Raw genomic sequence first — 25355 nt, 5'->3', positions numbered from 1 at the left:
CACCCGCACCACCACCTCGCGCCGGCCGAAGCCACCTTGCGCCAGCGTGGCGGCGACCTGCCCGCGCGCCTCGGCCTTGGCCTCGGGCGCGACGGCGTCCTCCAGATCGATGATGATGCCGTCGCAGGGCAGGCTTCGCGCCTTCTCCAGCGCCCGGGCATTGGAGCCCGGCATGTAAAGGACGGAGCGGCGGGGTCGGATCGGCGCAAACATGATTCGCTCGGCTAATTGGCAAGGCGTCAAATCGAGCCTATCCGGCTGAACGGGGCGCTGCCAACGGGGGTGCGCCTCCCGGACGCGCCACCGTGGACATCGACGCGCGCAGAGTGGGCGAGAGCATGGACGAGAGCTTCGACGTCATCATCGTGGGCGGCGCCATCATGGGCGCGGCGGCCGCCTATTTCCTCACGCGCGACCCGGCCTTCACCGGGCGCGTCGCGGTGATCGAGCGCGATCCCAGCTTCGCGCGCGCCTCCACCACCTTGTCGGCCGCCTCGCTGCGCCAGCAATTCTCCATCCCCGAGAACATCCGCATGTCGCTCTTCGGGCTGGACTTCCTGCGCGGCGCCAAGGAGCGCTTCGGGCCGGACACCGGTCTTGCCTGGCATGAGGGCGGCTATCTCATTCTCGCGAGCGAGACCGGGCGACCCATTCTTGAAGCGAACCACCGCGTGCAGCAGGCCGAGGGCGCCGACATCGCGCTGATGGACCCCGCCGCGCTGAAAGCCACCTTCCCCTGGCTCAATGTCGAGGATATCGCCGCCGGCGCCTATGGCGTCTCCGGCGAGGGCTGGTTCGACGCCCATGCGCTGCTCGCCTGCCTGCGTACGGCGGCCAAGGCGCAGGGCGCGCATTTCATCACCGCCGAGGTTGCCGCCATCGAGCGCGCGGGCGACCGCATCGCCGGGGTCACGCTGACCGACGGGCGGCGTCTCGCCTGTGGCGCGCTGGTCAATGCCGCCGGGCCGTGGGGCGGGCGGGTCGCCGCCATGGCCGGCATCGTGCTGCCGGTGATCGGCAAGAAGCGCTGCGTCTTCGTCGTGCATTGCCGGACCGAGCTGCCGAAGCTGCCGCTGCTGGTCGATCCCTCCGGCTTCTATATCCGCCCGGAAGGCACCTACCAGATCTGCGGCGCCCCGCCGGTGGAGGATCCCGACGCCGGCGATGATTTCGAGGTCGACTGGTCGGTCTTCGAGGAGAGCATCTGGCCGGCGCTCGCCCACCGCATCCCGGCCATGGAAGAGCTCAAGCTCGTGCGCGCCTGGGCCGGGCATTACGAGATGAACCTGCTCGACCATAACGCCGTCATCGGCCCGCACCCGCAGGTCGGCAATTTCTACTTCATGAACGGCTTTTCCGGCCACGGCCTGCAACAGGCCCCCGCCGCCGGCCGCGCCATCGCAGAATGGATCACCCAAGGCCGCTCCGTCTCGCTCGATCTCGACGTGTTCGGCTATGAGCGCATCGCCGCCGGGCGGCCCCATGCAGAGCTGAACATCATCTGAGGGGGCAGAAGAGTGGCGCAAACGCCGATGCGCGTCGCGGGGGTGGATGGCTGCAAGGGCGGCTGGGTGGCGGTGATCGTCGCGCCGGACGGGACGATGAACGCCCGCCGCCTCACGGCGCTCACCGACCTCATCGACGCGCCCACCCCGCCCGAGATTATCGCCATCGACATGCCGATCGGCCTGCCGGAGACGGTCGAGGCGAAGGGCCGTGCGCCCGAGCGGCTGGTGCGCCCGCTTCTCGGCGGGCGGCAATCCAGCGTCTTCTCCATGCCCGCGCGCGCGGCGGTCTATGCCAGCGTCGACCCGGCGGTCGCCGAGGAGGCGCGCTACCGCCATGCCTGCGAGGTGGCGCGGGCGACCTCCACCCCGCCCAAGGCGGTCGCCAAGCAAGCCTTTCACATCTTCCCGAAGATCATCGAGATCGACTTGCTGCTACGCGCGCGGCCCGCGCTTCAGGCCCGCCTGCATGAGTGCCACCCGGAGGTGAGCTTCCGGGTGATGAACGGCGCGCCGCTCGATGTGCCTAAGAAGGTAAGGAACGCCCCGCACGCGCCGGGCCTCGCGCTCCGCCGCACCCTGCTGGAGGCGGCCGGCTTTCCCCCGGCCCTGCTCGGCGCCGCCCATGCCCGCGCCCTCAGTGTCGGCGCCGACGATCTCATCGACGCCGCGGCCGCCGCCTGGACGGCCCGCCGGCTGGCACGCGGCGAGGCGATCAGCTTCCCCGCCCCTCCCGAGCGCGACGCGCTGGGACTGCCGATGGCGATCTGGGCCTAGGGCGAGGCCGGACAGCCGAGATCGCTGCGAGTTCCGCCCGTCCGCCTTCGTGCGCCGGGTATCACCCCATAGAGGGCACAAAGTCGCCTTCGGCGGAGTCCTGCCCTGGATCCCGGCTCGGCGCTCCGGCTTCGCCTCCGCTGGGCCGGGACACGGCCTCGCGGCCGCCCCCCCCGCGTTCCCCGGACAAGCTGCACGCCCGTGCAGCGCCGATCCGGGGCCCAGGGGAGAGTCGCGAAGCACTTTTGTCTCTTAAGGTCGTGAGCCGCACCCCACCCCTCACGCCGTCATCCCCGGGCTTGGCCCGGGGATCCACGACTTGACCACCCGTCCGCGCCGCGCGGGAAGTCGTGGATGGCCGGGCCAAGCCCGGCCATGACGGTGTTCTGGGGGGATGGCGAGGGAGCCGGAAGACGCGGACCCGAGGCAACCTGCTGCGTAAGCGCGCGCGCCTTGAGGGAGCGACCGACCCCCCTCACGCCGTCATCCCCGGGCTTGGCCCGGGGATCCACGACTTGGCCGGGAGCCTGCGAAACCGAAGACGGTCAAGCCCGGCCATGACGGTGTTCTGGGGGGGATGGCGAGGGAGCCGGGAGACGCGGACCCGAGGCAACCTGCTGCGTAAGCGCGCGCGCCTTGAGGAAGCGACCGACCCCCCACACGCCGTCATCCCCGGGCTTGGCCCGGGGATCCACGACTTGGCCGGGAGCCTGCGAAACCGAAGACATGGATGGCCGGGTCAAGCCCGGCCATGACGGTGGTCTAGGTGGGATGGCAAGGGACACGGGAAAAATGCGGAAGCGCGCGCGGTGTCGTCCGCACGAAGCCCGCCTCAGATCCCCGCGTCGTCGGCCACCGGCTCAGCCTTGTGGAACACGCCGGTCTCCGCCAGCAGCGCCTCGATGCGGTCGACCGCCGCGCTCCGGTCGAGCTTGTCGGTCTCGATCACCAGCTCCGGCGCCTCGGGCGTCTCATAGGGCGCGTCGATGCCGGTGAAGCCGCGAATCTCGCCGGCCCGCGCCTTGGCGTACAGCCCCTTCGGATCGCGCGCCTCGCACACATCGAGCGGGGCGGAGACATGCACCTCGTAGAAGCCCGGCCCGACTATCGCGCGCACCCGCGCCCGCGCCGCGGCGGAGGGCGAGACGGCGGCGACCAGCACGACATGGCCGAGGCCCTTGAGCAGGCTCGCCACCTCGGCGAGGCGCCGGTTGTTCTCGGCCCGCTCGGCATCGGAGAAGCCGAGATCGCTGTTCAGCCCGGCGCGCAGCGTGTCGCCGTCGAGCAGGGTGACGAGGCCGCCCCGGTTGAACAGGCGGCGTTCCAGCGCGCGGGCGATGGTCGTCTTGCCCGAGCCCGACAGGCCGGTGAGCCAGACCACCGCGCCGTCATGACCAAAGCGGGCGATCCGCTCCTCAAAGGTCACGGCCGAAGCGACCGGAGTGATGTTGCGCGCGACCGGCGGCGCCACGCTCTCCGCGCCGAGCACGGAAATGACGAGACCACCGCCGGCGATGCGCCCGCCGAGTTCCAGCGCCACGCGGCCGGTGCGCGGGTTCAGCCCATGCGGATCGGCAGCAATGGGGCGGGACAGCGCGAACTCCACCTCGCCCACCTGGTTGCGGCCGATGCTCTTGGACTCGAAGGTCGAGAGATGGCCGGGATCGACCACCTCATGCACCGCCGCGACAGTAGCGCGCGCCTCCGAGGTAGCGAGGCGCACGATCAGCGGCGTGCCGACCTCCAGCGCCTCCTCCGCCAGCCAGAACAGGCGCACGCGCAGGCGGCGCGTGGCATGGGGGCGGGCGGCGGGGGTGGAGAGGATCTCGCCGCGCTCGACAAAGATCTCGCGGTCGAGCGTCAGCGCGGCCGGAGCGCCGGCGGCCAGCGCCGTTAGCTCCTGCCCGGCGGGCGGCACCGGCCAGCTCTCGATGGTCTTGATCACCGCGCTCTTGCCGGAAGGCTGGAACACCACCTCGTCGCCGACCTTGAGGCTGCCGGTCTCGAGGCGGCCGGCGACGATGCGCCGGTCGTCGAACTTGTAGACCGCCTGCACCGGCATGCGCAGGGCAAGGTCGCCCGCCGCCCGCGCCGGCTCGAAACCGTCCAGCGCCTGAAGCACGGTCGGGCCCTCATACCAGGGCGTGCGCGTGCCATGGGCGGACACGCCGTCGCCCTCGCGGGCGGAAATCGGGATCACCGCGCTCGCCCGCACGCCGAGGCCGGCGAGATAGGCGCTGATCTCGGTCTCGATCGCGCGGAACACCGTCTCGGAGAAATCGACGCGGTCCATCTTGTTCACGACCACCGCGACCTGCTTCACGCCGAGCAGGTGCAGCAGATAGCCGTGCCGCCTTGTCTGGTCGCGCACGCCCTCGGCGGCGTCGATCAGCAGGAAGGCGGCATCGGCCTGCGCAGCGCCGGTGATCATGTTGCGCAGGAATTCCGCATGGCCCGGGGCGTCGATGAGGATGATGTCGCGCGAGGGGGTCTGGAAGCGGATCTGGCTGGTGTCGATGGTGATGCCCTGGTCGCGCTCGGCCTGCAGGCTGTCGAGCAGGAAGGACCATTCGAAGGGCATGCCGCGCCGGGCGGAGATTTCCTTCAGCTGCTCGAGCTTCTGGCTGGGGATGCCGCCGGTCTCGTGCAGCAGGCGGCCGATCAGCGTCGACTTGCCATGATCGACATGGCCGACAATGACGATGCGCACGAGCTGGCGGTCGGCGGCGGCGACGGGCGCGGGCGTGGTGAAACTGGTCGCAGTTGCAGTGGTAACAGTCGCAGACATGGCGTCCGACCTCACAGATAGCCGGCGACGCGCAGTCGCTCGAAGGAATCTTCGGATTCGTGGTCCATCGCCCGGCCCGAACGCTCGGGCACCTTGGTGGTGGCGAGCTCGATCAGGATCTCCTCGATGGTCGCCGCCGGCGAGGCGACGGGGAAGGTGATGTCCTGGTCGCCGAGCGAGCGGTAGCGCTTGCCGTCCTTCGAGAAGTACAGCGGGATGACGGGAATTTTCTCGCGCTGCGTGTAGGCCCAGATGTCCAGCTCGGTCCAATGCAGGATCGGGTGGACGCGCAGATGAGCGCCGGCCGGCAGCGTGGCGTTGAAATGGTCCCAGAATTCCGGGGGCTGCTCGCGCACATTCCAGTCGCCTTCCAGCCCGCGCGGGGAGAAGACGCGCTCCTTGGCGCGGGTCGCCTCCTCGTCGCGGCGGATGCCGGCGACCACGGCGTCGAAGCCGAACTTCTCCAGCGCCAGCTTCAACCCTTCCGTCTTGCGCGCGGCCGAGCGGGTGGCCGGCGGCAGGGTCGGGTCCATCTGCTCCAGCGGCGGGCACGGCTCGACGCGCAAATCGAGGCCCCATTCCCCGGCATAGTGGTCGCGGAAATCGTACATTTCCTTGAACTTCTTGCCGGTATCGACATGCATGACCGGGAACGGCACATGGCCGAGAAAGGCCTTGCGCGCCAGCCAGATCATCACGTTGGAATCCTTGCCGAGCGACCACAGCAAAGCCATGCGCTTCATGCGCGCAAAGGCCTCCCGGAAGATGTAGATGCTCTGAGCCTCGAGCTCGTCGAGCCGGTCGTCGGCGGTGGACATGGTGAGAACCCGGTTTATGTTCCCGTCCCGAACGGAAACTAATTACACGTAATTTTCGTGCATTTAATTCTTTTGCACGTTCTAAATTGGTGTTATGCAGAGCCAACCCATCCGTCAACAGGAAATTGGAAGCTCATGGCGGCGCCGCAGCAGCAGAAACTGAAGGTCAACGGCCCCGTCACGGTGACGGCAAACCGGCTGGCGGACGGGGCTGTGGTGTGGCGCACGGCTGAGGGCGGCTGGTCGGCGGACCTCGCCGATGCCGCCGTGGTGACCACGGCCGACGCCGCCATCGCCCTGCTCGCCGGCGCGCAGCAGCGCGACATCGAGGCGGTCGGCGCCTATGTGGCTCCGGTCCTGCTTGGCGAAGACGGCTCGGTCCAGCCGGGGAACCTGCGCGAGCGCATCCGCGTCGCCGGCCCCACCTTCGAGCTGCCGCACTGATTTACGCACGAGGCGAAGCCGACCATGTATGTCTATGATGAATTCGACCGCGCCTTCCTGGCCGAACGCGTCGCGGAATTCCGCGACCAGGTCGGCCGGCGCCTGTCCGGCGCGCTGAGCGAGGACGAGTTCAAGCCGCTGCGGCTGATGAACGGCGTCTATCTGCAGCTGCACGCCTATATGCTGCGCATCGCCATTCCCTATGGCACTCTGAATGCCGACCAGCTCCGCCGCATGGCCCATGTCGCCCGCCGCTATGATCGCGGCTACGGCCATTTCACCACGCGGCAGAACATCCAGTTCAACTGGATCAAGCTGGAGGAACTGCCCGAGGCGATGGCCGCGCTCGCCGAGGTCGGCGTCCACGGCATCCAGACCTCGGGCAACTGCATCCGCAACGTTACCACCGACCAGTGGGCCGGCGCGACGCCCGGCGAGTATGACGACCCGCGCATCTGGGCGGAGATCCTGCGCCAGTACTCGACGCTGCACCCCGAATTCACCTATCTGCCGCGCAAGTTCAAGATCGCCATCACCGCCGCCCCGCAGGACCGCGCCGCCATCAAGGTCCACGATGTCGGCCTGCGGCTGCACCGTAACGAGGCGGGCGAGCTCGGCTTCGAGGTGCTGGTCGGCGGCGGTCTCGGCCGCACGCCTTTCGTCGGCAAGCTGGTGCGCCCCTTCCTGCCGGCGCGCGACCTGCTGAGCTACATTGAAGCCATCATGCGCGTGTACAATCAGTACGGGCGCCGCGACAACATCTACAAGGCGCGCATCAAGATCCTCGTCCACGAGATCGGCGCGGAGGAATTCTCCAAGGCGGTTGAGGCCGAATGGGAGGCGATCCGCGAGGGCGCCCTCAAGATGACCGACGAGATGATCGCCGAGATCCGCGGCCGCTTCCTCTACCCGGATTTCGCCGCGCTCGCCGACAACCCGCCGGAACTGGCCGAGGCACTCAAGGATGCGCGCTTCGCCACCTGGCACGCCAATTCGGTGCACACCCACAAGGTGCCCGGCCACGCCATCGTCACCATCTCGCTCAAACCCGTCGGCGCGCCCCCCGGGGACGCCACGGCGGACCAGATGGATGTCGTCGCCGACCTTGCCGACCGCTACGCCTTTAGCGAGATCCGCGTCGGCCATGAGCAGAATCTCTGCCTGCCCAATGTCGCGCAAAAGGATCTGCCGGCGCTGTGGGCGGCGCTCGACGCGGCGGGCCTCGCCACGCCGAACGTCAACCATGTGAGCGACATCATCGCCTGCCCGGGGCTCGACTACTGCGCGCTGGCCAATGCCCGCGCCATTCCGGTGGCGCAGGAAATCGCCAAGCGCTTTTCCGACCTCGACCGCTCGCGCGGCATCGGCCGGCTGCACATCAACATCTCCGGCTGCATCAATGCGTGCGGTCATCACCATGTCGGCCATATCGGCATTCTCGGCGTCGAGAAGAACGGCCAGGAATTCTACCAGATCACGCTGGGCGGGCGCGCCGATGAAAAGGCCCAGCTCGGCACTTTGCTCGGGCCAGCCGTGTCCTATGAGCAGGTGCCCGGCCTTATCGAGGACGTGGTGGAGACCTATCTGGAGCTGAGAGCGGGCCCGCAGGAGCTTTTCATCGACACCGTCGCCCGCCTCGGCGTCGAGCCCTTCAAGGAGCGCGTCTATGCCGCTCATTGAGAATGGACAGATCATCGAGGATCGCTTCGTGCGCGTGGCCGACGAGGACGCGCTGCCCGAGGGCGTGCCCGTGCTCATCGGCGCCGACCGCTTCCTGAAGGAGGCCGCCGCGCTGAAGGGCCGGCAGGCGCCTGTCGGCATCATCTGGCCGAACAACCGGCCGATCGCCGAGATCGCACCCTATCTCGACCAGCTCTCGCTGATCGCGCTCAACTTCCCGAGCTTCCGCGACGGGCGGGCCTACAGCCAGGCCCGGCTGCTGCGCGAGCGGCTCGGCTGGACGGGGCCGCTGCGCGCCATCGGCAATGTGCTGCGCGACCAGTTCCTGCTGATGGAACGTTCCGGCTTCGACCAGGTCGATGCGGTGAAGGCCGCTGACGCCGACGCCTTTGACGAGGCGGTACATCGCTACACCGTGTTCTACCAGCCCGCGACCCCCGACGAGCGCCCCAGCCTTCTGCGCCAGCGCCTCGGCCGAACCGTGTCCGGCGTGCCCGCGGGAGTGCCGAAATGAGCCTCGCCCAGCGCAGCGATGACAGCCCCTTTGTCGGCCTGCCGTCCGAGACCCATGTCTCCGACGCCAGCCTGACGGCGCTCAATCACGCGCTGGAAGCCGCCACGCCGGCCGAGATCATCGGTGAGGCCGCGCGCACGGTCGGGCCGGGCAAGCTCGCCCTCGTCTCCTCCTTCGGCACGGAATCGGCGGTGCTGCTGGCCTTCATGGCCGAGGTCGACCCGTCCATTCCGGTGGTGTTCCTCGACACCGGCTGGCTGTTCGAGGAAACGCTGGCCTATCGCGACACGCTCACCCGCCAGCTCGGCCTCAGGGATGTGCGCACCCTGCTGCCGGATGCGGCGCGACTGGCGGAAATGGACGCCGCGCGCGATTTGTGGTTCTCCGACCCCGATGCCTGCTGCCGCATCCGCAAGGTCGAGCCGCTCGCCCGCGCCCTCAAGGGGTTCGACGGCTGGCTGAACGGGCGCAAGCGCTATCAGGGCGGCCTGCGCGCTTCCATCCCCGTGGTGGAACGCGACGGCACCCGGCTGAAGTTCAACCCGCTGGCCAATCTCGACCGCGCCGATGTGGACGCCGCCCATGCGCGCTTCAACCTGCCGGCCCACCCGCTGGTCGCCAAGGGCTTCGCCTCCGTCGGCTGCATGCCCTGCACCAGCCGGGCGAGCGCGGAAGAAGGCCGCGCCGGCCGCTGGGCCGGCCGCGCCAAGACCGAATGCGGCATCCACACGCTGCTGAACACCGTCGAGAGCTGACGGGGGCCGTGTCCCGGCCCAGCGACGGCAGAGCCGCAGCGCCGAGCCCCTCCCACCATCACGCTGTCATGGCCGTGCCCGGACTTGATCCGGGGATCAACCCGGCCATCCACGACTTCGGTTCCGCAGTCGACCGGCCAAGTTGTGGATGCCCGGCCCAAGGCCGGGCAGGACGGCGTATCGGCTGGCACGGGCCCGGCAAGAGCGCCACCTCAAGATGACGACCGCCACTTGAGCGGCTTCCCCCATCCCAATCACCGTCATGGCCGTCCCCGGACTTGATCCGGGGATCAACCCGGCCATCCACGACTTCGGTTCCGCAGTCGACCGGCCAAGTTGTGGATGCCCGGCCCAAGGCCGGGCATGACGGCGTAACGAATGGGACGGGTGGCTCACGGCATCAAAAGACGAAAGCGCTGCGCGAATCTCTGCCTGGCCCCCGGATCGGCGCTGCGCGTCGCGCAGCTTGTCCGGGGGACGTGAGCGGCTGTGAGAGGCCGGGCATGACGGCGTGCGGGACGGCGCGGGCCGCCAACGGGCGACCGTGTCCCGCCCCAGCGACGGCGAAGCCGGAACGCCGCGCCGGGATCCAGCGCAGGACTCCGCCGAAGGCGTCTCATTTGACGTGGAGGACAAGGCCGCACCACCCCTGCGTCAGCCGCCGCGACGCATCGTTTTCACACACGTGCGACGTATATAAATCTAATTTCTATGTGCTATGTAGTTTTTATATTGACCACGTCTCGGCCCCGTGGAAATCTCCCCTCAACCTATCGCAGGCGCCCACGGCGCCCCGGGAGAAACTCCATGATGTTCCGGTTCAAATCGTTGGCCGCGGCCGCCCTGATCGCGGCCTTGGCCGCGCCGCTCGTCGCTCCCCTGGCCGCCCGCGCGGCGGATGTGACGCTGCTCAACGTGTCCTATGACCCGACGCGCGAGCTGTACCAGCAGGTCAACAAGATCTTCGCCGACAAGTACAAGGCCGAGACCGGCAAGACCCTTGAGATCAAGGCCTCGCATGGCGGCTCCGGCAAGCAGGCGCGCTCGGTGATCGACGGGCTCGAGGCCGATGTGGTGACGCTGGCGCTCGCCTATGACATCGACGCCATCGCCGACAAGGGCTTCCTGGCGCAGGACTGGCAGAAGCGCCTGCCGGACAATGCCTCGCCCTACACCTCGACCATCGTGTTCCTCGTGCGCAAGGGCAACCCGAAGGGCATCAAGGACTGGGGCGACCTCATCAAGTCCGACGTGAAGGTCATCACCCCGAACCCGAAGACCTCGGGCGGCGCGCGCTGGAACTACCTCGCCGCCTGGGCCTGGGCGCTGAAGACCTATGGCACCGAGGACAAGGCGAAGGAATTCGTCGCCAGCCTCTACAGGAACGTGCCGGTGCTCGACACCGGCGCGCGCGGCTCCACCGTCACCTTCACCGAGCGCGGCGTCGGCGACGTGCTGCTCGCCTGGGAGAACGAGGCGTTCCTCTCCAAGAAGGAGTTCGGCGACGACAAGTTCGACATCGTCGTGCCCACCCTCTCCATCCTCGCCGAGCCGCCGGTCGCGGTGGTCGACAAGGTGGTCGACAAAAAGGGCACCCGCGCCGTCGCCGAGGCCTATCTGACGTTCCTCTACACCAAGGACGGCCAGAAGCTGGCGGCCGAGAACTTCTACCGCCCGCGCGACCCCGAGATCGCCAAGCAGTATGAGACCGTGTTCCCCAAGCTCGACCTCGTGACCATTGACGACCCGGCCTTCGGCGGCTGGCGCAAGGCGCAGAAGACCCACTTCTCCGACGGCGGCGTGTTCGACCAGATCTACGCCAACTGACCGGCCGCACAGGCTGGACACACTGGCCTGATCGTCCACCTCACTGCACTCATCGGTCACGCCAATGCCGACGCCGGACCTTTCGCGGGCCCGGCGTTCCCATAAGATGATACGTCGGGAAAAAGCCTTGAGCGACATGACCTTGGATGCACATGCACCGGCGACGCCCCCGCCATCGGCCCGGTTTCGGCCCGCGCCCAGCGTGCTGCCCGGATTCGGCCTCACGCTGGGCCTTACCCTGCTCTGGCTGTCCCTGGTGGTGCTGATCCCCCTCGCGGCGCTGTTCCTGAAGACCGCGGAGCTGCCGCCCGAGCGCATCCTGGCCATTCTCACCGCGCCTAGAACGTTGAATGCGCTGAAGATTTCCTTTGGCCTCGCGCTGGTGGCGGCGAGCATCAACCTCGTCATCGGCACGGTCATCGTGTGGGCGATCGTGCGCTACGAGTTCCCCGGAAGGCGGGTGCTGGACGCGCTGATCGACATTCCCTTCGCCCTCCCCACCGCCGTCGCCGGCATCGCCCTGACCACGCTCTATGCCGAGAATGGCTGGATCGGCAGCCTGCTCGCGCCCTTCGGAATCAAGGTCGCCTTCACCCCGCTCGGCATCCTTATCGCTTTGATATTCATAGGACTTCCCTTCGTGGTGCGGACCGTCCAGCCAGTGCTGGAGGATCTCGACCACGAGCTGGAGGAGGCCGCCGCCACGCTCGGCGCCGGGCGCTGGACGACCATCACGCGGGTGATCCTGCCCTCCATCCTCCCCGCCCTCCTCACCGGCTTCGCCCTCGCCTTCGCCCGCGCGGTCGGCGAATACGGCTCGGTGATCTTCATCGCCGGCAATCTGCCCAACGTGTCGGAGATCGCGCCGCTGCTGATCGTCATCCGACTGGAGGAATTCCGCTACGCCGACGCCACCACAATCGCCGCCACGATGCTGGTCGCCTCGTTCATTTTGCTGTTCATCATCAATGGCTTGCAGCGCTGGTCCGAGCGCCGCAGCGGGAGGGCGGCATGAGCCAGATCCCGATACGCAGCGAGCCGCGCCTGGTCAAATGGGCCATCGTGATGCTCGCCGCCCTGTTCGTCGCCCTGTTCATCGTGCTGCCGCTGATCAACGTCTTCGCGCAGGCGCTGTCCAAGGGATGGGAGGCCTACAGCGCCGCCCTGATCGAACCGGACGCCCTCGCCGCCATCGAACTCACCCTTCTGGTCACCGCCCTGTCGGTCACCGCGAACACGGTGATGGGCCTCGTCATGGCCTGGGCGATCACGAAATTCTCGTTTCCCGGCAAGAGCTTCCTGATCACGCTGATCGACCTGCCGTTCTCCGTCTCCCCGGTCGTCGCGGGCCTTGTCTTCGTGCTGCTATTCGGCGCGCAGGGCTATCTCGGGCCGTGGCTGAGTGATCATGGCTGGCGAATCATCTTCGCCTGGCCGGGCATCACGCTGGCAACGATCTTCGTCACCTTCCCCTTTGTCGCCCGCGAACTCATCCCGCTGATGCAGGAACAGGGCACGACCGAGGAAGAAGCGGCGGTGACGCTCGGCGCCGGCGGCTGGCGGGTGTTCAGCCGCGTGACCCTGCCCAACATCAAATGGGCGTTGCTCTACGGCGTGCTGCTCTGCAACGCCCGCGCCATGGGCGAATTCGGCGCGGTTTCCGTGGTGTCCGGCCATGTGCGCGGGGAAACCAACACCATCCCGCTGCAGGTCGAGATCCTCTATAACGAGTATCAGTTCCAGGCCTCCTTCGCGGTGGCCTCGCTGCTCGCCCTGCTCGCCATTGTCACGCTGCTGGCCAAGGTGGCGCTGGAAGCCCGCCTCGCGGCCCGCAGCGGGCGGCATTGAGCCATCAGAACAGATAGATAGCGATCAGGAACCCGCCGACGATCGTCACCGCCAGCAGCGCGGTGACGAGGCCCAGCCGTTCCTCAATGAAGTGCCGCGCGCGCGGGCCCATCCACTGCAGCAGTCCCGCCACCATGAAGAAGCGCAGGCCGCGGGTGATGACCGAGAGGACCACGAACCAGAACAGGCTGTAATGCGCGAAGCCCGAGGTGATGGTCACCACCTTGTAGGGGATCGGCGTCAGTCCCTTGATCAGGATGATCCAGTGGCCATAGTGCTGGTAGGCCTGCGTAAACGCCTCGACCTTGTCGCCATAACCATAGAGCTGGATCAGGAACAACCCGACGCTCTCATAGAGCAGCGCCCCGATGGCATAGCCGAGCAGCCCCCCCACCACGGAGGCGGCGGTGCAGATGCCGGCATAGAACCAGGCGAGCTTGGGCCGCGCGAGGCACATCGGCACCAGCATCACGTCGGGCGGCACCGGAAAGAACGAGCTCTCCGCGAAGGAGACCCCGGCCAGCGCCCAGGGCGCGGACGGACGTTCGGCGAGGTCGATCACCCACTGGTAGAGACGGCGCAGCATGAGGGCTCCTGAAGGGCGGGACGAGGCGGCCGTCAGCGGCGTCGATTGCCGCGCCGGCCGGGATCGGCAGCCTCGCCGAGGTTGCCTCCCTCATGCAGGCTTAGGGCCAGAAGGTCCAGCGTTACCGCATGCGCGCCGTCGACGGGCGAGCGTTTCGGCAGCTTTTCCGCCAAGCCGAGCAGCGCCTCGCGCCGGTCCATCTCGGCCCAGACATCGGCGGGGAGAATCCCCAGTTCCACCCACAGCACGACCAGATTGTAGATGAGATCGGCGCTCTCGCGGATGGCCCCGGCAATGTCGCCCTGAACGGCATCGAGCGAAACCTCCACCGCCTCCTCCGCCACCTTCTTGGCGATGGAGTGACGCCCCTTGGCGAACAGGCGGGCGGTCCGCGGGGCGACAAGGCGCCCCCGGCGCGTGGCGACCACGGCATCGTGCAGGCGGTGGATCGAATCGCTCATGGCATAAGCCTAGGACGACATTTGTGAAGCCGTTGTGTCGCCACAAGCGCGTGCGAAGCTTGCATGATTGAGGACAGGGTCTCCCGGCCCTGGCCACCGGACGGAAGAGTGGCGCCACCTCGCGCCCTTATGATCGGACGCTCCCCGCGGCCGGTCCGTCGTTTTTGATCCGACGCCGCAAACGGTTTATGCAAGAATTTCGGTTAGCGGTTGTTCAGCCGCCGGTCGACGCTGGAAAACGGAACCTAGACGCGTGACGCATTCTTCCCTCTCCCGCGCCCGCCCCGCACGCCTTGGCGGCTTTGCCCTGTCCGTGATGCTGGCGCTCGCGCTGGCGCCGATGGCTCTTGCCACGGCAGCCAAGGCCACGCCCGCGCTGGTGGTCGAGGTCGACAGCGGCAAGGTGCTCATGGCCGAGGACGCCACCAAGCCGTGGTATCCCGCCTCCGTCACCAAGCTGATGACCGCCTATGTGACGCTGAAGGCGATCCGCGCCGGCCGCGTCACCCCGCAGACGCTTGTCACCGTCACCGAGACGGCCTCGGCGCAGCAGCCGTCCAAGATGGGCTTCAAGGTCGGCACGCAGGTCACCGTCGACAACGCGCTGAAGATGATGCTGGTGAAGTCCGCCAACGACATGGCGGTGGTGCTGGCCGAGGGCGTCGGCGGCAATTACGCGAACTTCATCGCCGAGATGAACGCCAGCGCCCGCGAACTCGGCATGGACGGCACGCATTACGCCAACCCGAACGGCCTGCCGGACCCCAACCAGGTCACCACCGCGCGCGATCTCGCCATCCTCACCCGTGCCATCCTCACCGAGTTTCCCGAGCAGTCGGAGCTGTTCCGCATTCCCGCGATCAAACTCGGCAACGCGGTGATCCGCAGCTACAACAAGCTGATCGACCGTTACCCCGGCGCGGACGGGATGAAGACCGGCTTCATCTGCGCCTCCGGCTTCAATCTGGTCGCCACTGCCCATCGCGGCGACAAGCGGCTGATCGCTGTGGTGCTCGGCACCAATTCCGGCAAGGACCGCACGGAACAGGCGGCATTGCTGCTGGAGAAGGGGTTCCAGCACTCGTGGAAGATCTTCGGCGCGGTATCGCCGACCGTGGATTCGCTGCGCAATGAGGGCGGTACCCCGACCGACATGCGCGCGCAGGTGTGCGGCGGCAAGCGCAAGAACACCGCCTCGGAAGCCGATGACGATAGCGGGCCGGCCGCCACCAGCTTTGTCGCCGCCGGCATGGGCAACCTCGGCGACAATGTGACGGGCGCGAGCCTCTTGCAGAAGCTTCCGCCCTCCATGGCGCCGGTCGAGGTCTTCGTCGGCCCCTTCCCGAGCGCGGAGGCGCTGGCCGCCGCCTATCCCCCGCCGCCGGAGAAGAAGAAGCCGGTCGCCGCCAAGGACAAGCCCGCCGCCAAGAAGAAGCCCGGCCCGACCACGGCAGTGATCGACGCCAGCCCCCTGCCCGCGCCCAAACCGGCCGCGAAGCCGGCGGCGGCAAAGCCCGCGGCCAAACCAGCCAGCAAGCCGGCCGCCGCGCCATTGCCGAATCCCGCCGCGGCGACTACCTACCCCACCGTTCCCCCGCCGCCGCAATAGTCGGCCACCGCCTCGCCGGCCCTCATGACAAGGCCGTCTGGCCCGGGCCGGCAAGGATGATGACATGAGCGACGCCGCGCGCCAGCCGCCCGAGCCTATTCCGGTCACCCTGCTCACCGGCTTTCTCGGCGCGGGCAAGACCACGCTGCTCAACCGTCTGCTGCAGGATACCGGCCTCGCCGACACGGCGGTGCTGATCAACGAGTTCGGCGAGATCGGGCTCGATCATCTGCTGGTGCAGCATTTCGACGATGCGACCGTGCTGCTGGCCTCCGGCTGCCTGTGCTGCACCGTCCGTGGCGATCTGGTGGAGGGGCTCGAGCAGCTCTTGCGGCGGATGGACAATGGCGTCATCCCGCCCTTTCGCCGCGTGGTGATCGAGACCACCGGCCTCGCCGATCCCGCGCCGATCCTCCATGTGCTGATGATGCATCCCTATCTGGTGATGCGCTTTCGGCTCGACGGCGTGGTGACGGTGGTCGATGCGGTGAACGGCCTGTCGACGCTCGACGAACATCCCGAATCCGTTCGGCAGGCCGCCATTTCCGACCGCATCGTACTGACCAAGACGGATTTGCTGGATAGCCCCGAGCGGGTGGCGGGCGCACAGGCGCTGCGGGCGCGGCTACGGGCGTTGGCGCCCGGCGCACCCGTGCTCGATGCCGCACGCGGCGAGGCCAGCGCGGCCAATCTGCTGGGCGCCGGGCTCTATGATCCCGCGAGCAAGATACCCGACGTGTCGCGCTGGCTGGCCGATGAGGTGATCGCCGCCGCGGAGGCCGAGAGCCGTCTGCACGCGCATGACCATAACCGCCATGACGACCGCATCCGCGCCTTCACCGTCGCCACCGAAGCGCCAGTGTCGGCGGCAGCGATCGACATGTTTCTGGAGCTCGTGCGCGGCACGCACGGCTCGAAGCTCCTCCGGCTCAAAGGCATCGTGAAGCTGGCCGAGGATCCCGAACACCCCATGGTCCTGCATGGCGTTCAGCATGTGCTGCACCCGCCGAGCCAGCTTCCCGCCTGGCCGGACGAGGACCGGCGGACCCGTCTCGTCATGATCGTGAGGGATGTCGAGCCGGCGATCATCCGCCGGCTGTTCGACGCCTTCATGGGCCTGCCGGCGCCGGACCGTCCCGACGCCAAGGCGCTGACCGACAACCCGCTGGCGCCGGCCACGCTGCGCCGCTGACCGCCTATTGCGGCGGCAGCGGCATCCCGTTCAGGTTGAGCGTCGTCGTGCCGATAGGCGGCGCGCCGGCGGGGGGCGCGGGCGTGGTGGGAGCCTCGGCGCGCGGATCCGGCACCGCGATCACCATCGCCCAATAGACGCTGTATTTGGAGCGCGGCGCGCGCACCGCGGCGATGCCGAGCCGCGTCGCCTTGGGCAGCAGCATGTTCTTGTTGTGCGAGGGCGAATCCCGCCAGCCGGAGAAGGCTTCCGCGAGGGTGTGATAGCCCGCGCCGACATTCTCCGCCGCCGTCAGCCCGGTGAAGCCCGCCGCCTTCAACCGCACGGTGAGGCCGCGCCCGCCAATATTGTGCGAGAGCTGGTCGACGCTCGCCATGGCCCTCGCCTGCCGCTCGGCCACCGCCATCAGCGTCGGATCGATGGTCACGGCGGGCAGGCCGCGCGCCTGGCGATAATCGCTCAGCAGCGAGGCCGCCGCCTGCGGGTCGAGAACGCCGCCCTTGGAGATGTCGGCATAGAAAGTCTCGCTCACCGGGATGGTGGTGGGCTCGGCCGCGCAGCCCGCGACGAGCAGGCTGGCGAGAAGAGCCGCGGCGAGGCGTTTCGGCGATGACAGAAGCATGAAGGCTCGCGGGTGATGGGGAGCAGGACAGGGTGAGGAGCGTCAGTCGGCGTCGGCAGCGTCCGGCGGACCGAGGGTGCCGCCGCGATAGATCGACCAGGGCGTGTAGGGGATGCCGATCTTGGCGGCCTTCAGCCGCTCGAGGATGGCAAAGTGCAGGTCGCTCTTCACGGTGAGCGCGTAATCGACATTGGCCACCACGCAGCGCAGCTCGAACTGCAGGTAGCTGTCGGCGAACTTCATCAGGAACACGCGTGGCGGCGGGCTGCGCAGCACCTGCGGGTGATCGCAGGCGCAGCCCACCAGCAGGTCTCGGATCTCGTCCGCATCCGCGTCATAGGCGACGTTGACGCCCACAATAACGCGACCTGTCGTGTTGGCGTGCGTGAAGTTCTTCACCAGCCCGGTGATGAGGTCCGAATTGGGGATCAGCACCGAGGCGCGGTCGAAGGTCTCGATCTCCGTTGCGCGCACGCTGATGCGGCGCACATAGCCCTCCTCGCCCTTCACCGCGATGGTATCGCCCACCCGGATCGGCCGCTCGGCGAGCAGAATGAGGCCGGAGACGAAATTGGAGACGATGGACTGGAGGCCGAAACCGATACCGACTGAGAGCGCACCGGCGACGAGAGCGACATTCTCCAGATTGAGCCCGATGCGCCCCATCGCGACGGCGATCACGGCGATGGAACCGACATAGCCGATGATGGTGGCGATGGAGTTCTGCAGACCCGGATCGAAGGAGGTCTTCGGCAGGATCGCCACCGAGAACCAGCGCTGCACGGCGCGGGCGATGACGATGCCCACCGCCAGGAACAGCAGGGCGCTCAGCACATCGCCCAGCGTGATGGTCGAGCTGCCGATGCTGAAGCCGAAGGTGACGCGGCTCAGGAGATCCTGGATGTCGGCGGTCGAGGTGCCAAAGGTGCCGATGATGACGATGCCGATGACGACCAGCGCCACCACCTTCAGCACGCCCGCGACGAGCACGGATAGAAGCTCGACGCTGGCTGGCCGGACACCGAGCGCCTTCGCCACATGTCGCGCGCGGGGGCCCGAGGCGATGCCGTCGACGAACACCGCATTGATGAGCGCGATCAGCAGATAGGCCGTGCCGGCCATCACCACGGCGATGAGGGCCCTCGAGGCGAGGAAGGCGCCGAAGCTGACATAACCGGCGACCAGCGAGCCGATGATGACGGCGTTCAGCACCCAGAAGGGCAGACGAACCCATTGCAGCGTGCCGGTCGAGCTCAGCCCGCCTTCGGGCGTCTCTTCGCCGGGTCGGGCCGGCGTCGCGTCATCCGCCTCGTCATCCGATCCTTCCACCAGCCCACGCATGGTGCGCATGGCGACGAGGGTCAGAGCGATCGACATGGTGGCGGCGGTTGCCACTGTCAGCGGCACCGGAACGACGAGGGCACGATGCAGGCTATTCAGAAAGGCCGCGGCGCCCATGATCCAGAGGCCGATCGTGGCATTGCTGTAGATGAGCCTCGCCATCTCGTCGGAGATCGGCAAAACGCGCCGGCGCGGTTCGCTGGGGGCCAGGGCCCCCGTCAGCAGACCATTGCCGACCGCCACAACGATCACGCCGATCACGAGGCCCTGCGCGATCTCCTGCACCCGGTCTGGCATCACGTCAAAGGCGTTGAGCAGCGCGATCACGGCCGTCGTCGCCGCCGGCGCGGCCGATATGCGCAGGATGGCGAGCAGTGCGGAGAGCAGGCAGGCCTTCAGCCGCGGCAGGTGCTCGCCGCTCGCGCCCAGATCGAGCCGGCTCAGCGGCCGGCTGAAGATCTGGCGCAGCACGAACACGCCGGCAATGATGAGGATGGCCCCCAGCAGCAGCAGCGCCTGCCCGTAGAGCGGCACGCGGGCATCGGCATAGGCGCGCCAGTCGCGCAGCAGATAGCCGATGCCGCGCATCTCCTGCGGAATGGCGGCGGCGGCCGAGAACCACAAGGCCGGATCGAGCACCGAATAGGACCGCGCAAAGAGCTGGTCCGTGAACATCGCCCGGCGGCGGCTGATGATGCGGTCGGAGAGCTGGTCGGCCCGGACCTTGAGCAGCCGGCCCTGCTTCATCACAGCGTCGAGCTCGCTTGCGCGGGCCATGAGCGTCTCGCGCTCGCTGGCGACCGCCGGGTCTTCCGGCGCGGCGCCCGCCTCGGGCTTGGGACCGATCTCCTGCACGCGGCGGGTGAGCTCGGCGAGCAGCGGCTCCAGCACGGAAACGCCCGAGGCAAGCTCCGTGCGCACCGGATCGAGCCGGTTGCGCAAATCATCGAGATCGACCGAGCGCAGGCTCTCGCGCCCCAACGCGCCCTCGACGCCGTCGACCACCGCGCGGAAACCGCTCAGCTTCTCCTGCAGCGCCTGCTGCTCCGGGAGAACCGTCTGGGCATGGGCGGGTGCCAGCGCGGCGGTCAGAAAAGCGAGCGCGACCAGCAGGACGGCAAGAAGCGCCCGGAGGGCCTCGGCGCCGAAGCCGGGCCGCGTGAGCGCGATCGCGCGATGTGACGGAAGTGCGTGCTGAACCATTGATCTCGGGCGGATTCGGGCCGGAGAGTCACTCTGTCAGGCGCGATATGGGCCAAGTCAAGGCGCAGGCGACGTCGGGCCGGCAACCGCTCGCCAAGCGGTTGCGCGCGTCGGTGCTCAGCTGCCGCGCATGGAGGGCGGAAGCGTGCGCTCCTGAAGATCGAAGGCGGCAGACCAGACGGCCGAGACATCGCCCATGAATTCGCGCAGACGCGAGAAGAAGGTGGGGTGCGGTGCGCGCAACCGGCCGACGACTTCCTCGTCATCGACCGAGAAGTCGGCGGCGTGATTGACCGCGAGGTGCTTCATCCGCCCGTTATTGGGCAGGAACACCACCTGCAGCTCCTCGATATCGCGGTTCTGTGCGAGCAGGACCAGCTGGCGCATCAGGGCCGAGCCGATGCCCTTGCCCTGCCAGGGCCGCTCGACGCTGAACGCCGCCTCGGCCGAGGAGAGCTTGCCGGCGACCTTCGGCAGCGGGTGCAGTTCGGCGACGGCGCGCAGATCACCATCGAGGAAATAACCGAGCGCGCAGCCATTGCCGGTCACGACGCGGTTGGCATGGCGGACGATGGCCGCATCCGACACGACGCCGCCGAAGCGCATGAAGCGGCTGAGCGGATCCAGCCGGAGCAGATGGTCGACCAGAAGATGACGCTCCGCCGGCAGCAGTTTGCGGATCTGCCCTTCGGCCTCGCCGCGCACCGGGCCGGCGACGGCTCCATCTCCGCCGGAAGAGGCGGTGGAGGCGAAGGTCTGGCGGTTCATCTCGGTCAAGGACATGGGTCGGATCTCGTCAACCGCGGGATCATATTGCGGCGCAGCAGAAATATGCGCACTGCACACGAAGACAACTCACGCGGCTGCATGGCTCACATGCGCATCCCGGACGCCCTGAGCCAGCCTCGCGCAAGCTTGCTCTGCGCCGGCCGGTCCGGCAATGCGTAAGGCTACGCTAGTCGGCGGCGGCGCTCAGCGGCTGATGCCGGCTCACGACTTCCATGATGGCGCGCCGAAGCCCGCCCTCGGCCGTAACCCCGAAATTGTAATGGCTCGCCGAGAACGGGCCCGGCTCGCCCGGATGCGCCGAGCGGAAGCCGACATAGACCCCCTGAAAGCTGCCATCCTCGCCAAGCAGCGCCGCCCCCGACGTCCCCCCTTCGGCATCGCAGTCAATCGCCACCTCGCGCAGGCCGTCGGGCGCGCGGGCGGTCTGCATCCGGGCCTGACAGCGCTGGAGCGAATGCGCTTCGACACCGCCGGTGCGTGCCGCCGCCGCCAGCACCAGCGGGCCGGGCACCTTGAGCACCGGCCCGAGCGGATAGGGCCGCACGCCGGCCACGAAGCGGGTAAGCGGCACCACCGCCCAATCACGCATGGCCGCGTCGGCATAGGGTTCGCGCGAGCCGCACAGCGTGTCGCTCACGCGGATCGGCACGACTTGGCGCAAGCCCGGCGTGTCGATCTCGAAGGTGCAGGCCCCCGTGGTGTCGCGTGGGCGCCCGTCGGGAGCGAACAGCATGTGGGCGGCCGTGACGATGACATTGCCGGCCCCGACGAGTTGCGCGGTGCCGACCGCGCCGCCGCAGCGCACGAGGCCGGTGGCACCGAAGCGCGAGGCGAGCTGCGGGCCGGAAAGCCCCATTTCGCGAGCGAACTGGGCCGGGGTGAGACGATCATCGGCGTCGATCGTCACCGCAGAGGACGGCAGGTCGCGCGCCAGCGCGGCCGGGCCGGCGGCGAGAACCGCCAGCTGGATGACAGCGGCCACGGTGCGTGAGCGTATCGCCCGGCAAGCCCGCATCGGCTCCCCCTTTTGTGATGGAACAGAGGAGCCGCAGGATGATGTCGGGTTCGTGGCGGCTAGAGGTAGCCCGCCCCTCTCCCGCAAAATCGCTGCATTTTACCAGCGGGCCATGCGCTTCCCGCACCCCTGCCCATACGCCACCTTCGTCGCAGACAGCCCCACGCATGCTTGCCGAGGCTCGATGCCGGGGCTAAGGCGTGCGGTGCAATATGGGAGTGCTCCCGATCATGGCGGACAGATCGGCGGATATGACGATTTCGGCAGAGGCCGGCGGCTCGGTGCTGGCGGCGCGCTATGTGGCGCGCATGGCCTCGGGCGATATCGCCCCCGATCCCGGCCAGGCCAAGGTGGTCGCGGCGCTGGCCCAGCTCGAGCAGCGCATCGCCGCCCGGCGCCTCGCCCGCAAAACCTCGGCGCTTGGCTGGCTGTTCGCCAGGCGCGAGGACACCATCCCGAAAGTGCGCGGCCTCTACATCCATGGCTCGGTCGGGCGCGGCAAGACCATGCTGGTCGACCTGTTCTATGAGTGCGTGGCGGTGCGCAAGCGCAAGCGCCGGGCGCATTTCCACGAGTTCATGGCCGACGTGCACGCCCGCATCTTCCACATCCGGGCCGAGATGAAGGCGGGGCGGATCAAGGAGTCCGATCCCATCGCCCTCGTCGCCGCCGCGCTCTACGAGGAAGCATGGCTGCTCTGCTTCGACGAGTTCCACGTCACCGACATCGCCGACGCGATGATCCTCGGCCGGCTGTTCGAGAAGCTGTTCGACCTCGGCGTGGTCATCGTCGCCACCTCCAATGTGGCGCCGGAAAACCTCTATGAGGGTGGACTCAACCGCGCGCTGTTCCTGCCCTTCATCGGCATGATCCAGCAGCACATGGATGTGGTGCGGATCGAATCCCCGACCGATTACCGCATGGAGAAGTTGGGCGGCGTGCGCACCTGGTACGTGCCGCGTGCCGACCAGGACATGACGGACATCGACCGGGAGATGGAGAAGGTCTGGCACCGCGTCGCGGGCGTCGATGGCGGCGCGCCGACCACTCTGCTCTCCGGCGGGCGCAACATTCCCGTGCCGCGCGCCGGCGGCGGCGCCGCGCGCTTCGATTTTCACGACCTCTGCGGCGTGCCGCTCGGCGCCAGCGACTATCTGCGCATCGCCCGCGGCTACCACACCGTGCTGATCGACCATATTCCGGTGCTCGACCAGGACCGGCGCAACGAAGCCAAGCGCTTCATCACGCTGATCGACGAGTTCTACGAGAAGGGCGTGAAGGTCGTCGCTTCAGCCGAGAGCGACCCCGAGCATCTCTATGTCGGCACCGAAGGCGCGGAGGCCTTCGAGTGGGCCCGCACCGTGTCGCGCCTGCACGAGATGGGCTCGTCCGACTACATTGCCCGCCCGCATGGCCGGGGCGATTCGCAGGCGAGCGGCAACACGACGGGTCTTGTCGAAACCTGATCGCTTTGGCGCGGGCAGACTTGATGCTGACACATGCCGCGCCACTATGGGCGTGGACCGACCGGACAGCCGCATCATGAGCCGCATCCACCATCCCAAATCCAGCGTGCCGCATATCTGCGCCCTCACCGGCCAAGTTCTGACCGACAGGAACGGGGTGCGGCTCGACATGCTGCGCCCGACGCTCGCCGAACATATTCGCTTAGCGCATCCCGGCCTTGCGCCAGACGCACACATCTCCCGCAAGGCACTGGGCCGCGAGCGCGCCGCCTATATCGCCGCGACCCTCCAGGCCGAGCGCGGCGACCTCACCCAGCTTGACCATGATGTGATCGACAGCCTCGCCGAAAACGACATCCTGACCGAGAACATCGAGGCCGAGATCGACAGCGGCCGTACCTTCGGCGAGCGGGCGGCGGATGGCATCGCGAGCTTCGGCGGTAGCTGGGTCTTCATCATCTCCTTCATGGCATTCATCGTCGTCTGGATGAGCCTGAACGTCGCCGGTCTGCTGGGAGCTTTCGACCCTTACCCGTTCATTTTGCTCAATCTTGTGCTGTCCTGCATCGCCGCGTTGCAGGCGCCGGTCATCATGATGAGCCAGAAGCGGCAGGAGGCGAAGGACCGCCGCCGCTCCGAGAACGACTACCGCGTGAACCTGAAGGCGGAACTCGAGATCCGGCACCTGCACGAGAAGATCGACCACATGCTCACGCGGCAATGGGAGCGGCTGGCGGAGATACAGGCGATCCAGATCGAACTCATGGAAGACTTGGCGGAACGGCGCCGATAGGCATCCCGTATTTCGTATACCATTGGAATTGGTAGCAAAGTTGTAGACAGCGTGGACATCTGGACGGCGCTCGTCGCTTGAACCGGGCGGCGAGACGGGCTATCGGAAGCGCGCGCGGCGGAGCGCCGCACCCTCCCTCGGAAAGTCAGGAAATCTCATGGCTCGAGCAAAGATTGCACTGATCGGGGCCGGCCAGATCGGCGGTACTCTCGCCCTTCTCGCGGGTCTCAAGGAACTCGGCGACGTCGTGATGTTCGACGTGGCGGAGGGCATTCCTCAGGGCAAAAGCCTCGACATTGCGGAATCCTCTCCGGTGCTCGGCTTCGACGCCAAGCTGAGCGGCACCAATAGCTATGAGGCGATCGCCGGCGCGGATGTGGTGATCGTCACCGCCGGCGTGCCGCGCAAGCCCGGCATGAGCCGCTCGGACCTGCTCGACATCAACCTCAAGGTCATGCAGCAGGTCGGCGCGGGCATCGCCCAGTATGCCCCGAACGCCTTTGTGATCTGCGTCACCAACCCGCTCGATGCCATGGTGTGGGCGCTGCAGAAGGCCTCCGGCCTGCCGACCCACAAGGTGGTGGGCATGGCCGGCGTGCTGGACTCGGCCCGCTTCCGCTACTTCCTCGCCGACGAGTTCAACGTGTCGGTCGAGGACGTGACCGCCTTCGTGCTCGGTGGCCATGGCGACGACATGGTGCCGCTGGTGCGCTACTCCGGCGTTGCCGGCATTCCGCTGCCGGACCTCGTGAAGATGGGTTGGACCAGCCAGGAGAAGGTGGACGCCATCGTCGATCGCACTCGCAAGGGCGGCGGCGAGATCGTCAACCTGCTCAAGACCGGCTCGGCCTTCTACGCCCCGGCCGCCTCGGCTATCGAGATGGCGACTTCCTATCTGCGCGACAAGAAGCGCCTGCTTCCCTGCGCCGCCTTCCTCACCGGCCAGTACGGCGTGAACGACCTCTATCTCGGCGTGCCCGTCATCATCGGCGCGGAGGGCGTGGAGCGGATCGTCGAAATCAGCCTCGACAGCTCCGAGCAAGCCATGCTCGACAAGTCCATTGCCTCGGTGAAGGAACTCGTCGCCGAGTGCCAGAAGATCGCTCCCGCGCTCGGCGCCTGAGCTGTCCGGCACCCCATGAACCGCGCCGCCCGGGTCCGCCCGGTCGGCGCACAGTACCCCCGCCACACCTGTGCGGCGGGTGGAAGCCGCCTTCGGACACGCGAACCTTGGGGGATCGCGCTGACCTTGGGTTACTTCCAAGTGACAAGTTGCCATTTTGCATGACGGTGCCGCATTCCTGCGGCATTCATGAAGTCAA

At 67.8% G+C, this 25355-nt stretch carries 23 protein-coding genes (1 of these 23 only partly in view); 14 read left to right on the top strand and 9 right to left on the bottom strand.

All coding sequences use genetic code 11. The features are described from left to right. Window positions 1-213, bottom strand: the start of a protein-coding gene (locus OU996_RS06800; RefSeq protein ID WP_267584874.1) for an HpcH/HpaI aldolase/citrate lyase family protein. 687 nt of this gene lie to the left of the window's left edge; only the first 213 of its 900 coding nucleotides appear in the window; the start codon lies at window positions 211-213; its stop codon lies off the left edge, out of view. 125 nt (window positions 214-338) lie between these two features. Here OU996_RS06800 and OU996_RS06795 point away from each other — a divergent pair, with 125 nt between their 5' ends. Both OU996_RS06795 and OU996_RS06790 read left to right on the top strand, forming a co-directional pair. Continuing rightward, entirely contained in the window at window positions 339-1505 is a 1167-nt protein-coding gene (locus tag OU996_RS06795) for an NAD(P)/FAD-dependent oxidoreductase (RefSeq protein WP_267585624.1), read from the top strand. Window positions 1506-1517: 12 nt separating this feature from the next. Next, a complete protein-coding gene (locus OU996_RS06790) occupies window positions 1518-2282 on the top strand; it encodes a DUF429 domain-containing protein (protein ID WP_324290742.1) in 765 nt (254 codons plus the stop codon). An 832-nt stretch (window positions 2283-3114) separates the two neighbouring features. Here the strand turns inward: OU996_RS06790 and cysC are convergent. Continuing rightward, entirely contained in the window at window positions 3115-5070 is a 1956-nt protein-coding gene (gene cysC / locus OU996_RS06785; RefSeq protein WP_267584873.1) for an adenylyl-sulfate kinase, read from the bottom strand. Between the two features lie 11 nt (window positions 5071-5081). Next, on the bottom strand, window positions 5082-5888 hold the full coding sequence (gene cysD, locus OU996_RS06780; RefSeq protein WP_267584872.1) for a sulfate adenylyltransferase subunit CysD: 807 nt from the start codon (window positions 5886-5888) through the stop codon (window positions 5082-5084). Between the two features lie 135 nt (window positions 5889-6023). On the opposite strand from cysD, the gene OU996_RS06775 reads away from it, so the two are divergent. The 7 genes from OU996_RS06775 (at window position 6024) to cysW (ending at window position 12956) form a co-directional block, all read left to right on the top strand. Then, on the top strand, window positions 6024-6332 hold the full coding sequence (locus OU996_RS06775; protein ID WP_267584871.1) for a DUF2849 domain-containing protein: 309 nt from the start codon (window positions 6024-6026) through the stop codon (window positions 6330-6332). A gap of 24 nt (window positions 6333-6356) precedes the next feature. Next, window positions 6357-8012: a nitrite/sulfite reductase gene (locus tag OU996_RS06770; RefSeq protein ID WP_267584870.1), complete on the top strand. Its 1656-nt coding sequence runs from the start codon at window positions 6357-6359 to the stop codon at window positions 8010-8012. Continuing rightward, on the top strand, window positions 7999-8526 hold the full coding sequence (locus OU996_RS06765; protein WP_267584869.1) for a DUF934 domain-containing protein: 528 nt from the start codon (window positions 7999-8001) through the stop codon (window positions 8524-8526). The genes OU996_RS06770 and OU996_RS06765 overlap by 14 nt, the downstream gene beginning before the upstream one ends. Continuing rightward, entirely contained in the window at window positions 8523-9281 is a 759-nt protein-coding gene (locus tag OU996_RS06760) for a phosphoadenylyl-sulfate reductase (RefSeq protein ID WP_267584868.1), read from the top strand. Before OU996_RS06765 ends, OU996_RS06760 begins: the two co-directional genes overlap by 4 nt. A gap of 807 nt (window positions 9282-10088) precedes the next feature. After that, complete coding sequence (locus tag OU996_RS06755) at window positions 10089-11108, top strand: sulfate ABC transporter substrate-binding protein (RefSeq protein WP_267584867.1); 1020 nt, start codon at window positions 10089-10091, stop codon at window positions 11106-11108. Window positions 11109-11313: 205 nt separating this feature from the next. Then, a complete protein-coding gene (gene cysT / locus OU996_RS06750) occupies window positions 11314-12123 on the top strand; it encodes a sulfate ABC transporter permease subunit CysT (protein ID WP_267585621.1) in 810 nt (269 codons plus the stop codon). Next, window positions 12120-12956: a sulfate ABC transporter permease subunit CysW gene (gene cysW, locus OU996_RS06745; RefSeq protein ID WP_267584866.1), complete on the top strand. Its 837-nt coding sequence runs from the start codon at window positions 12120-12122 to the stop codon at window positions 12954-12956. Before cysT ends, cysW begins: the two co-directional genes overlap by 4 nt. A 4-nt stretch (window positions 12957-12960) precedes the next feature. On the opposite strand, the gene OU996_RS06740 is transcribed toward cysW, so the two are convergent. Then, complete coding sequence (locus OU996_RS06740) at window positions 12961-13542, bottom strand: YqaA family protein (RefSeq protein WP_267584865.1); 582 nt, start codon at window positions 13540-13542, stop codon at window positions 12961-12963. Between the two features lie 32 nt (window positions 13543-13574). Beyond that, on the bottom strand, window positions 13575-14003 hold the full coding sequence (hisE, locus tag OU996_RS06735; RefSeq protein ID WP_267584864.1) for a phosphoribosyl-ATP diphosphatase: 429 nt from the start codon (window positions 14001-14003) through the stop codon (window positions 13575-13577). A 253-nt stretch (window positions 14004-14256) separates the two neighbouring features. Here hisE and OU996_RS06730 point away from each other — a divergent pair, with 253 nt between their 5' ends. Beyond that, window positions 14257-15612: a D-alanyl-D-alanine carboxypeptidase family protein gene (locus OU996_RS06730; RefSeq protein ID WP_267584863.1), complete on the top strand. Its 1356-nt coding sequence runs from the start codon at window positions 14257-14259 to the stop codon at window positions 15610-15612. 64 nt (window positions 15613-15676) lie between these two features. Next, the gene (locus OU996_RS06725; protein WP_267584862.1) at window positions 15677-16804 is read left to right on the top strand and encodes a CobW family GTP-binding protein; all 1128 of its coding nucleotides are present in this window, start codon (window positions 15677-15679) and stop codon (window positions 16802-16804) included. Between the two features lie 4 nt (window positions 16805-16808). On the opposite strand, the gene OU996_RS06720 is transcribed toward OU996_RS06725, so the two are convergent. From OU996_RS06720 to OU996_RS06705, 4 genes are all read right to left on the bottom strand, one after another. Beyond that, the gene (locus OU996_RS06720) at window positions 16809-17426 is read right to left on the bottom strand and encodes a CAP domain-containing protein (RefSeq protein ID WP_267584861.1); all 618 of its coding nucleotides are present in this window, start codon (window positions 17424-17426) and stop codon (window positions 16809-16811) included. Window positions 17427-17468: 42 nt separating this feature from the next. Further along, window positions 17469-19970 carry a DUF3772 domain-containing protein gene (locus OU996_RS06715; RefSeq protein WP_267584860.1) on the bottom strand — a complete coding sequence of 834 codons (2502 nt, stop codon included), beginning with the start codon at window positions 19968-19970 and terminating at the stop codon, window positions 17469-17471. 117 nt (window positions 19971-20087) lie between these two features. Further along, entirely contained in the window at window positions 20088-20753 is a 666-nt protein-coding gene (locus tag OU996_RS06710) for a GNAT family N-acetyltransferase (RefSeq protein WP_267584859.1), read from the bottom strand. Window positions 20754-20925: 172 nt separating this feature from the next. Then, window positions 20926-21741 carry a trypsin-like peptidase domain-containing protein gene (locus OU996_RS06705; RefSeq protein ID WP_267584858.1) on the bottom strand — a complete coding sequence of 272 codons (816 nt, stop codon included), beginning with the start codon at window positions 21739-21741 and terminating at the stop codon, window positions 20926-20928. Between the two features lie 284 nt (window positions 21742-22025). On the opposite strand from OU996_RS06705, the gene zapE reads away from it, so the two are divergent. The 3 genes from zapE to mdh all read left to right on the top strand — a co-directional run bounded on the left by zapE (window position 22026) and on the right by mdh (window position 25156). Continuing rightward, entirely contained in the window at window positions 22026-23240 is a 1215-nt protein-coding gene (zapE, locus tag OU996_RS06700; RefSeq protein WP_267584857.1) for a cell division protein ZapE, read from the top strand. Next, window positions 23185-24033, top strand: coding sequence for a DUF1003 domain-containing protein (locus tag OU996_RS06695; RefSeq protein ID WP_420712706.1), 849 nt, complete (start codon window positions 23185-23187; stop codon window positions 24031-24033). Before zapE ends, OU996_RS06695 begins: the two co-directional genes overlap by 56 nt. Before the next feature lie 157 nt (window positions 24034-24190). After that, the gene (gene mdh, locus OU996_RS06690; protein ID WP_267584855.1) at window positions 24191-25156 is read left to right on the top strand and encodes a malate dehydrogenase; all 966 of its coding nucleotides are present in this window, start codon (window positions 24191-24193) and stop codon (window positions 25154-25156) included. Window positions 25157-25355: the final 199 nt, after the last annotated feature.

Origin of the sequence: Ancylobacter sp. SL191 (assembly GCF_026625645.1) — a bacterium.
Lineage (GTDB): Bacteria > Pseudomonadota > Alphaproteobacteria > Rhizobiales > Xanthobacteraceae > Ancylobacter.
Note: the sequence above shows the minus strand (reverse complement) of the source record. Positions and strands in the feature narration are given on the sequence as shown.

Coding starts and splice junctions, on each gene's coding strand:
- cysW (WP_267584866.1), top strand. CDS start 12,120: ATGAGCCAGATCCCGATACGCAGCGAGCCGCGCCTGGTCAAATGGGCC.
- cysC (WP_267584873.1), bottom strand. CDS start 5,070: ATGTCTGCGACTGTTACCACTGCAACTGCGACCAGTTTCACCACGCCC.
- cysD (WP_267584872.1), bottom strand. CDS start 5,888: ATGTCCACCGCCGACGACCGGCTCGACGAGCTCGAGGCTCAGAGCATC.
- OU996_RS06770 (WP_267584870.1), top strand. CDS start 6,357: ATGTATGTCTATGATGAATTCGACCGCGCCTTCCTGGCCGAACGCGTC.
- OU996_RS06795 (WP_267585624.1), top strand. CDS start 339: ATGGACGAGAGCTTCGACGTCATCATCGTGGGCGGCGCCATCATGGGC.
- hisE (WP_267584864.1), bottom strand. CDS start 14,003: ATGAGCGATTCGATCCACCGCCTGCACGATGCCGTGGTCGCCACGCGC.
- OU996_RS06720 (WP_267584861.1), bottom strand. CDS start 17,426: ATGCTTCTGTCATCGCCGAAACGCCTCGCCGCGGCTCTTCTCGCCAGC.
- OU996_RS06710 (WP_267584859.1), bottom strand. CDS start 20,753: ATGTCCTTGACCGAGATGAACCGCCAGACCTTCGCCTCCACCGCCTCT.
- mdh (WP_267584855.1), top strand. CDS start 24,191: ATGGCTCGAGCAAAGATTGCACTGATCGGGGCCGGCCAGATCGGCGGT.
- OU996_RS06695 (WP_420712706.1), top strand. CDS start 23,185: ATGGCCGGGGCGATTCGCAGGCGAGCGGCAACACGACGGGTCTTGTCG.
- OU996_RS06765 (WP_267584869.1), top strand. CDS start 7,999: ATGCCGCTCATTGAGAATGGACAGATCATCGAGGATCGCTTCGTGCGC.
- OU996_RS06740 (WP_267584865.1), bottom strand. CDS start 13,542: ATGCTGCGCCGTCTCTACCAGTGGGTGATCGACCTCGCCGAACGTCCG.
- zapE (WP_267584857.1), top strand. CDS start 22,026: ATGACGATTTCGGCAGAGGCCGGCGGCTCGGTGCTGGCGGCGCGCTAT.
- OU996_RS06715 (WP_267584860.1), bottom strand. CDS start 19,970: ATGGTTCAGCACGCACTTCCGTCACATCGCGCGATCGCGCTCACGCGG.
- OU996_RS06755 (WP_267584867.1), top strand. CDS start 10,089: ATGATGTTCCGGTTCAAATCGTTGGCCGCGGCCGCCCTGATCGCGGCC.
- OU996_RS06760 (WP_267584868.1), top strand. CDS start 8,523: ATGAGCCTCGCCCAGCGCAGCGATGACAGCCCCTTTGTCGGCCTGCCG.
- OU996_RS06775 (WP_267584871.1), top strand. CDS start 6,024: ATGGCGGCGCCGCAGCAGCAGAAACTGAAGGTCAACGGCCCCGTCACG.
- OU996_RS06725 (WP_267584862.1), top strand. CDS start 15,677: ATGAGCGACGCCGCGCGCCAGCCGCCCGAGCCTATTCCGGTCACCCTG.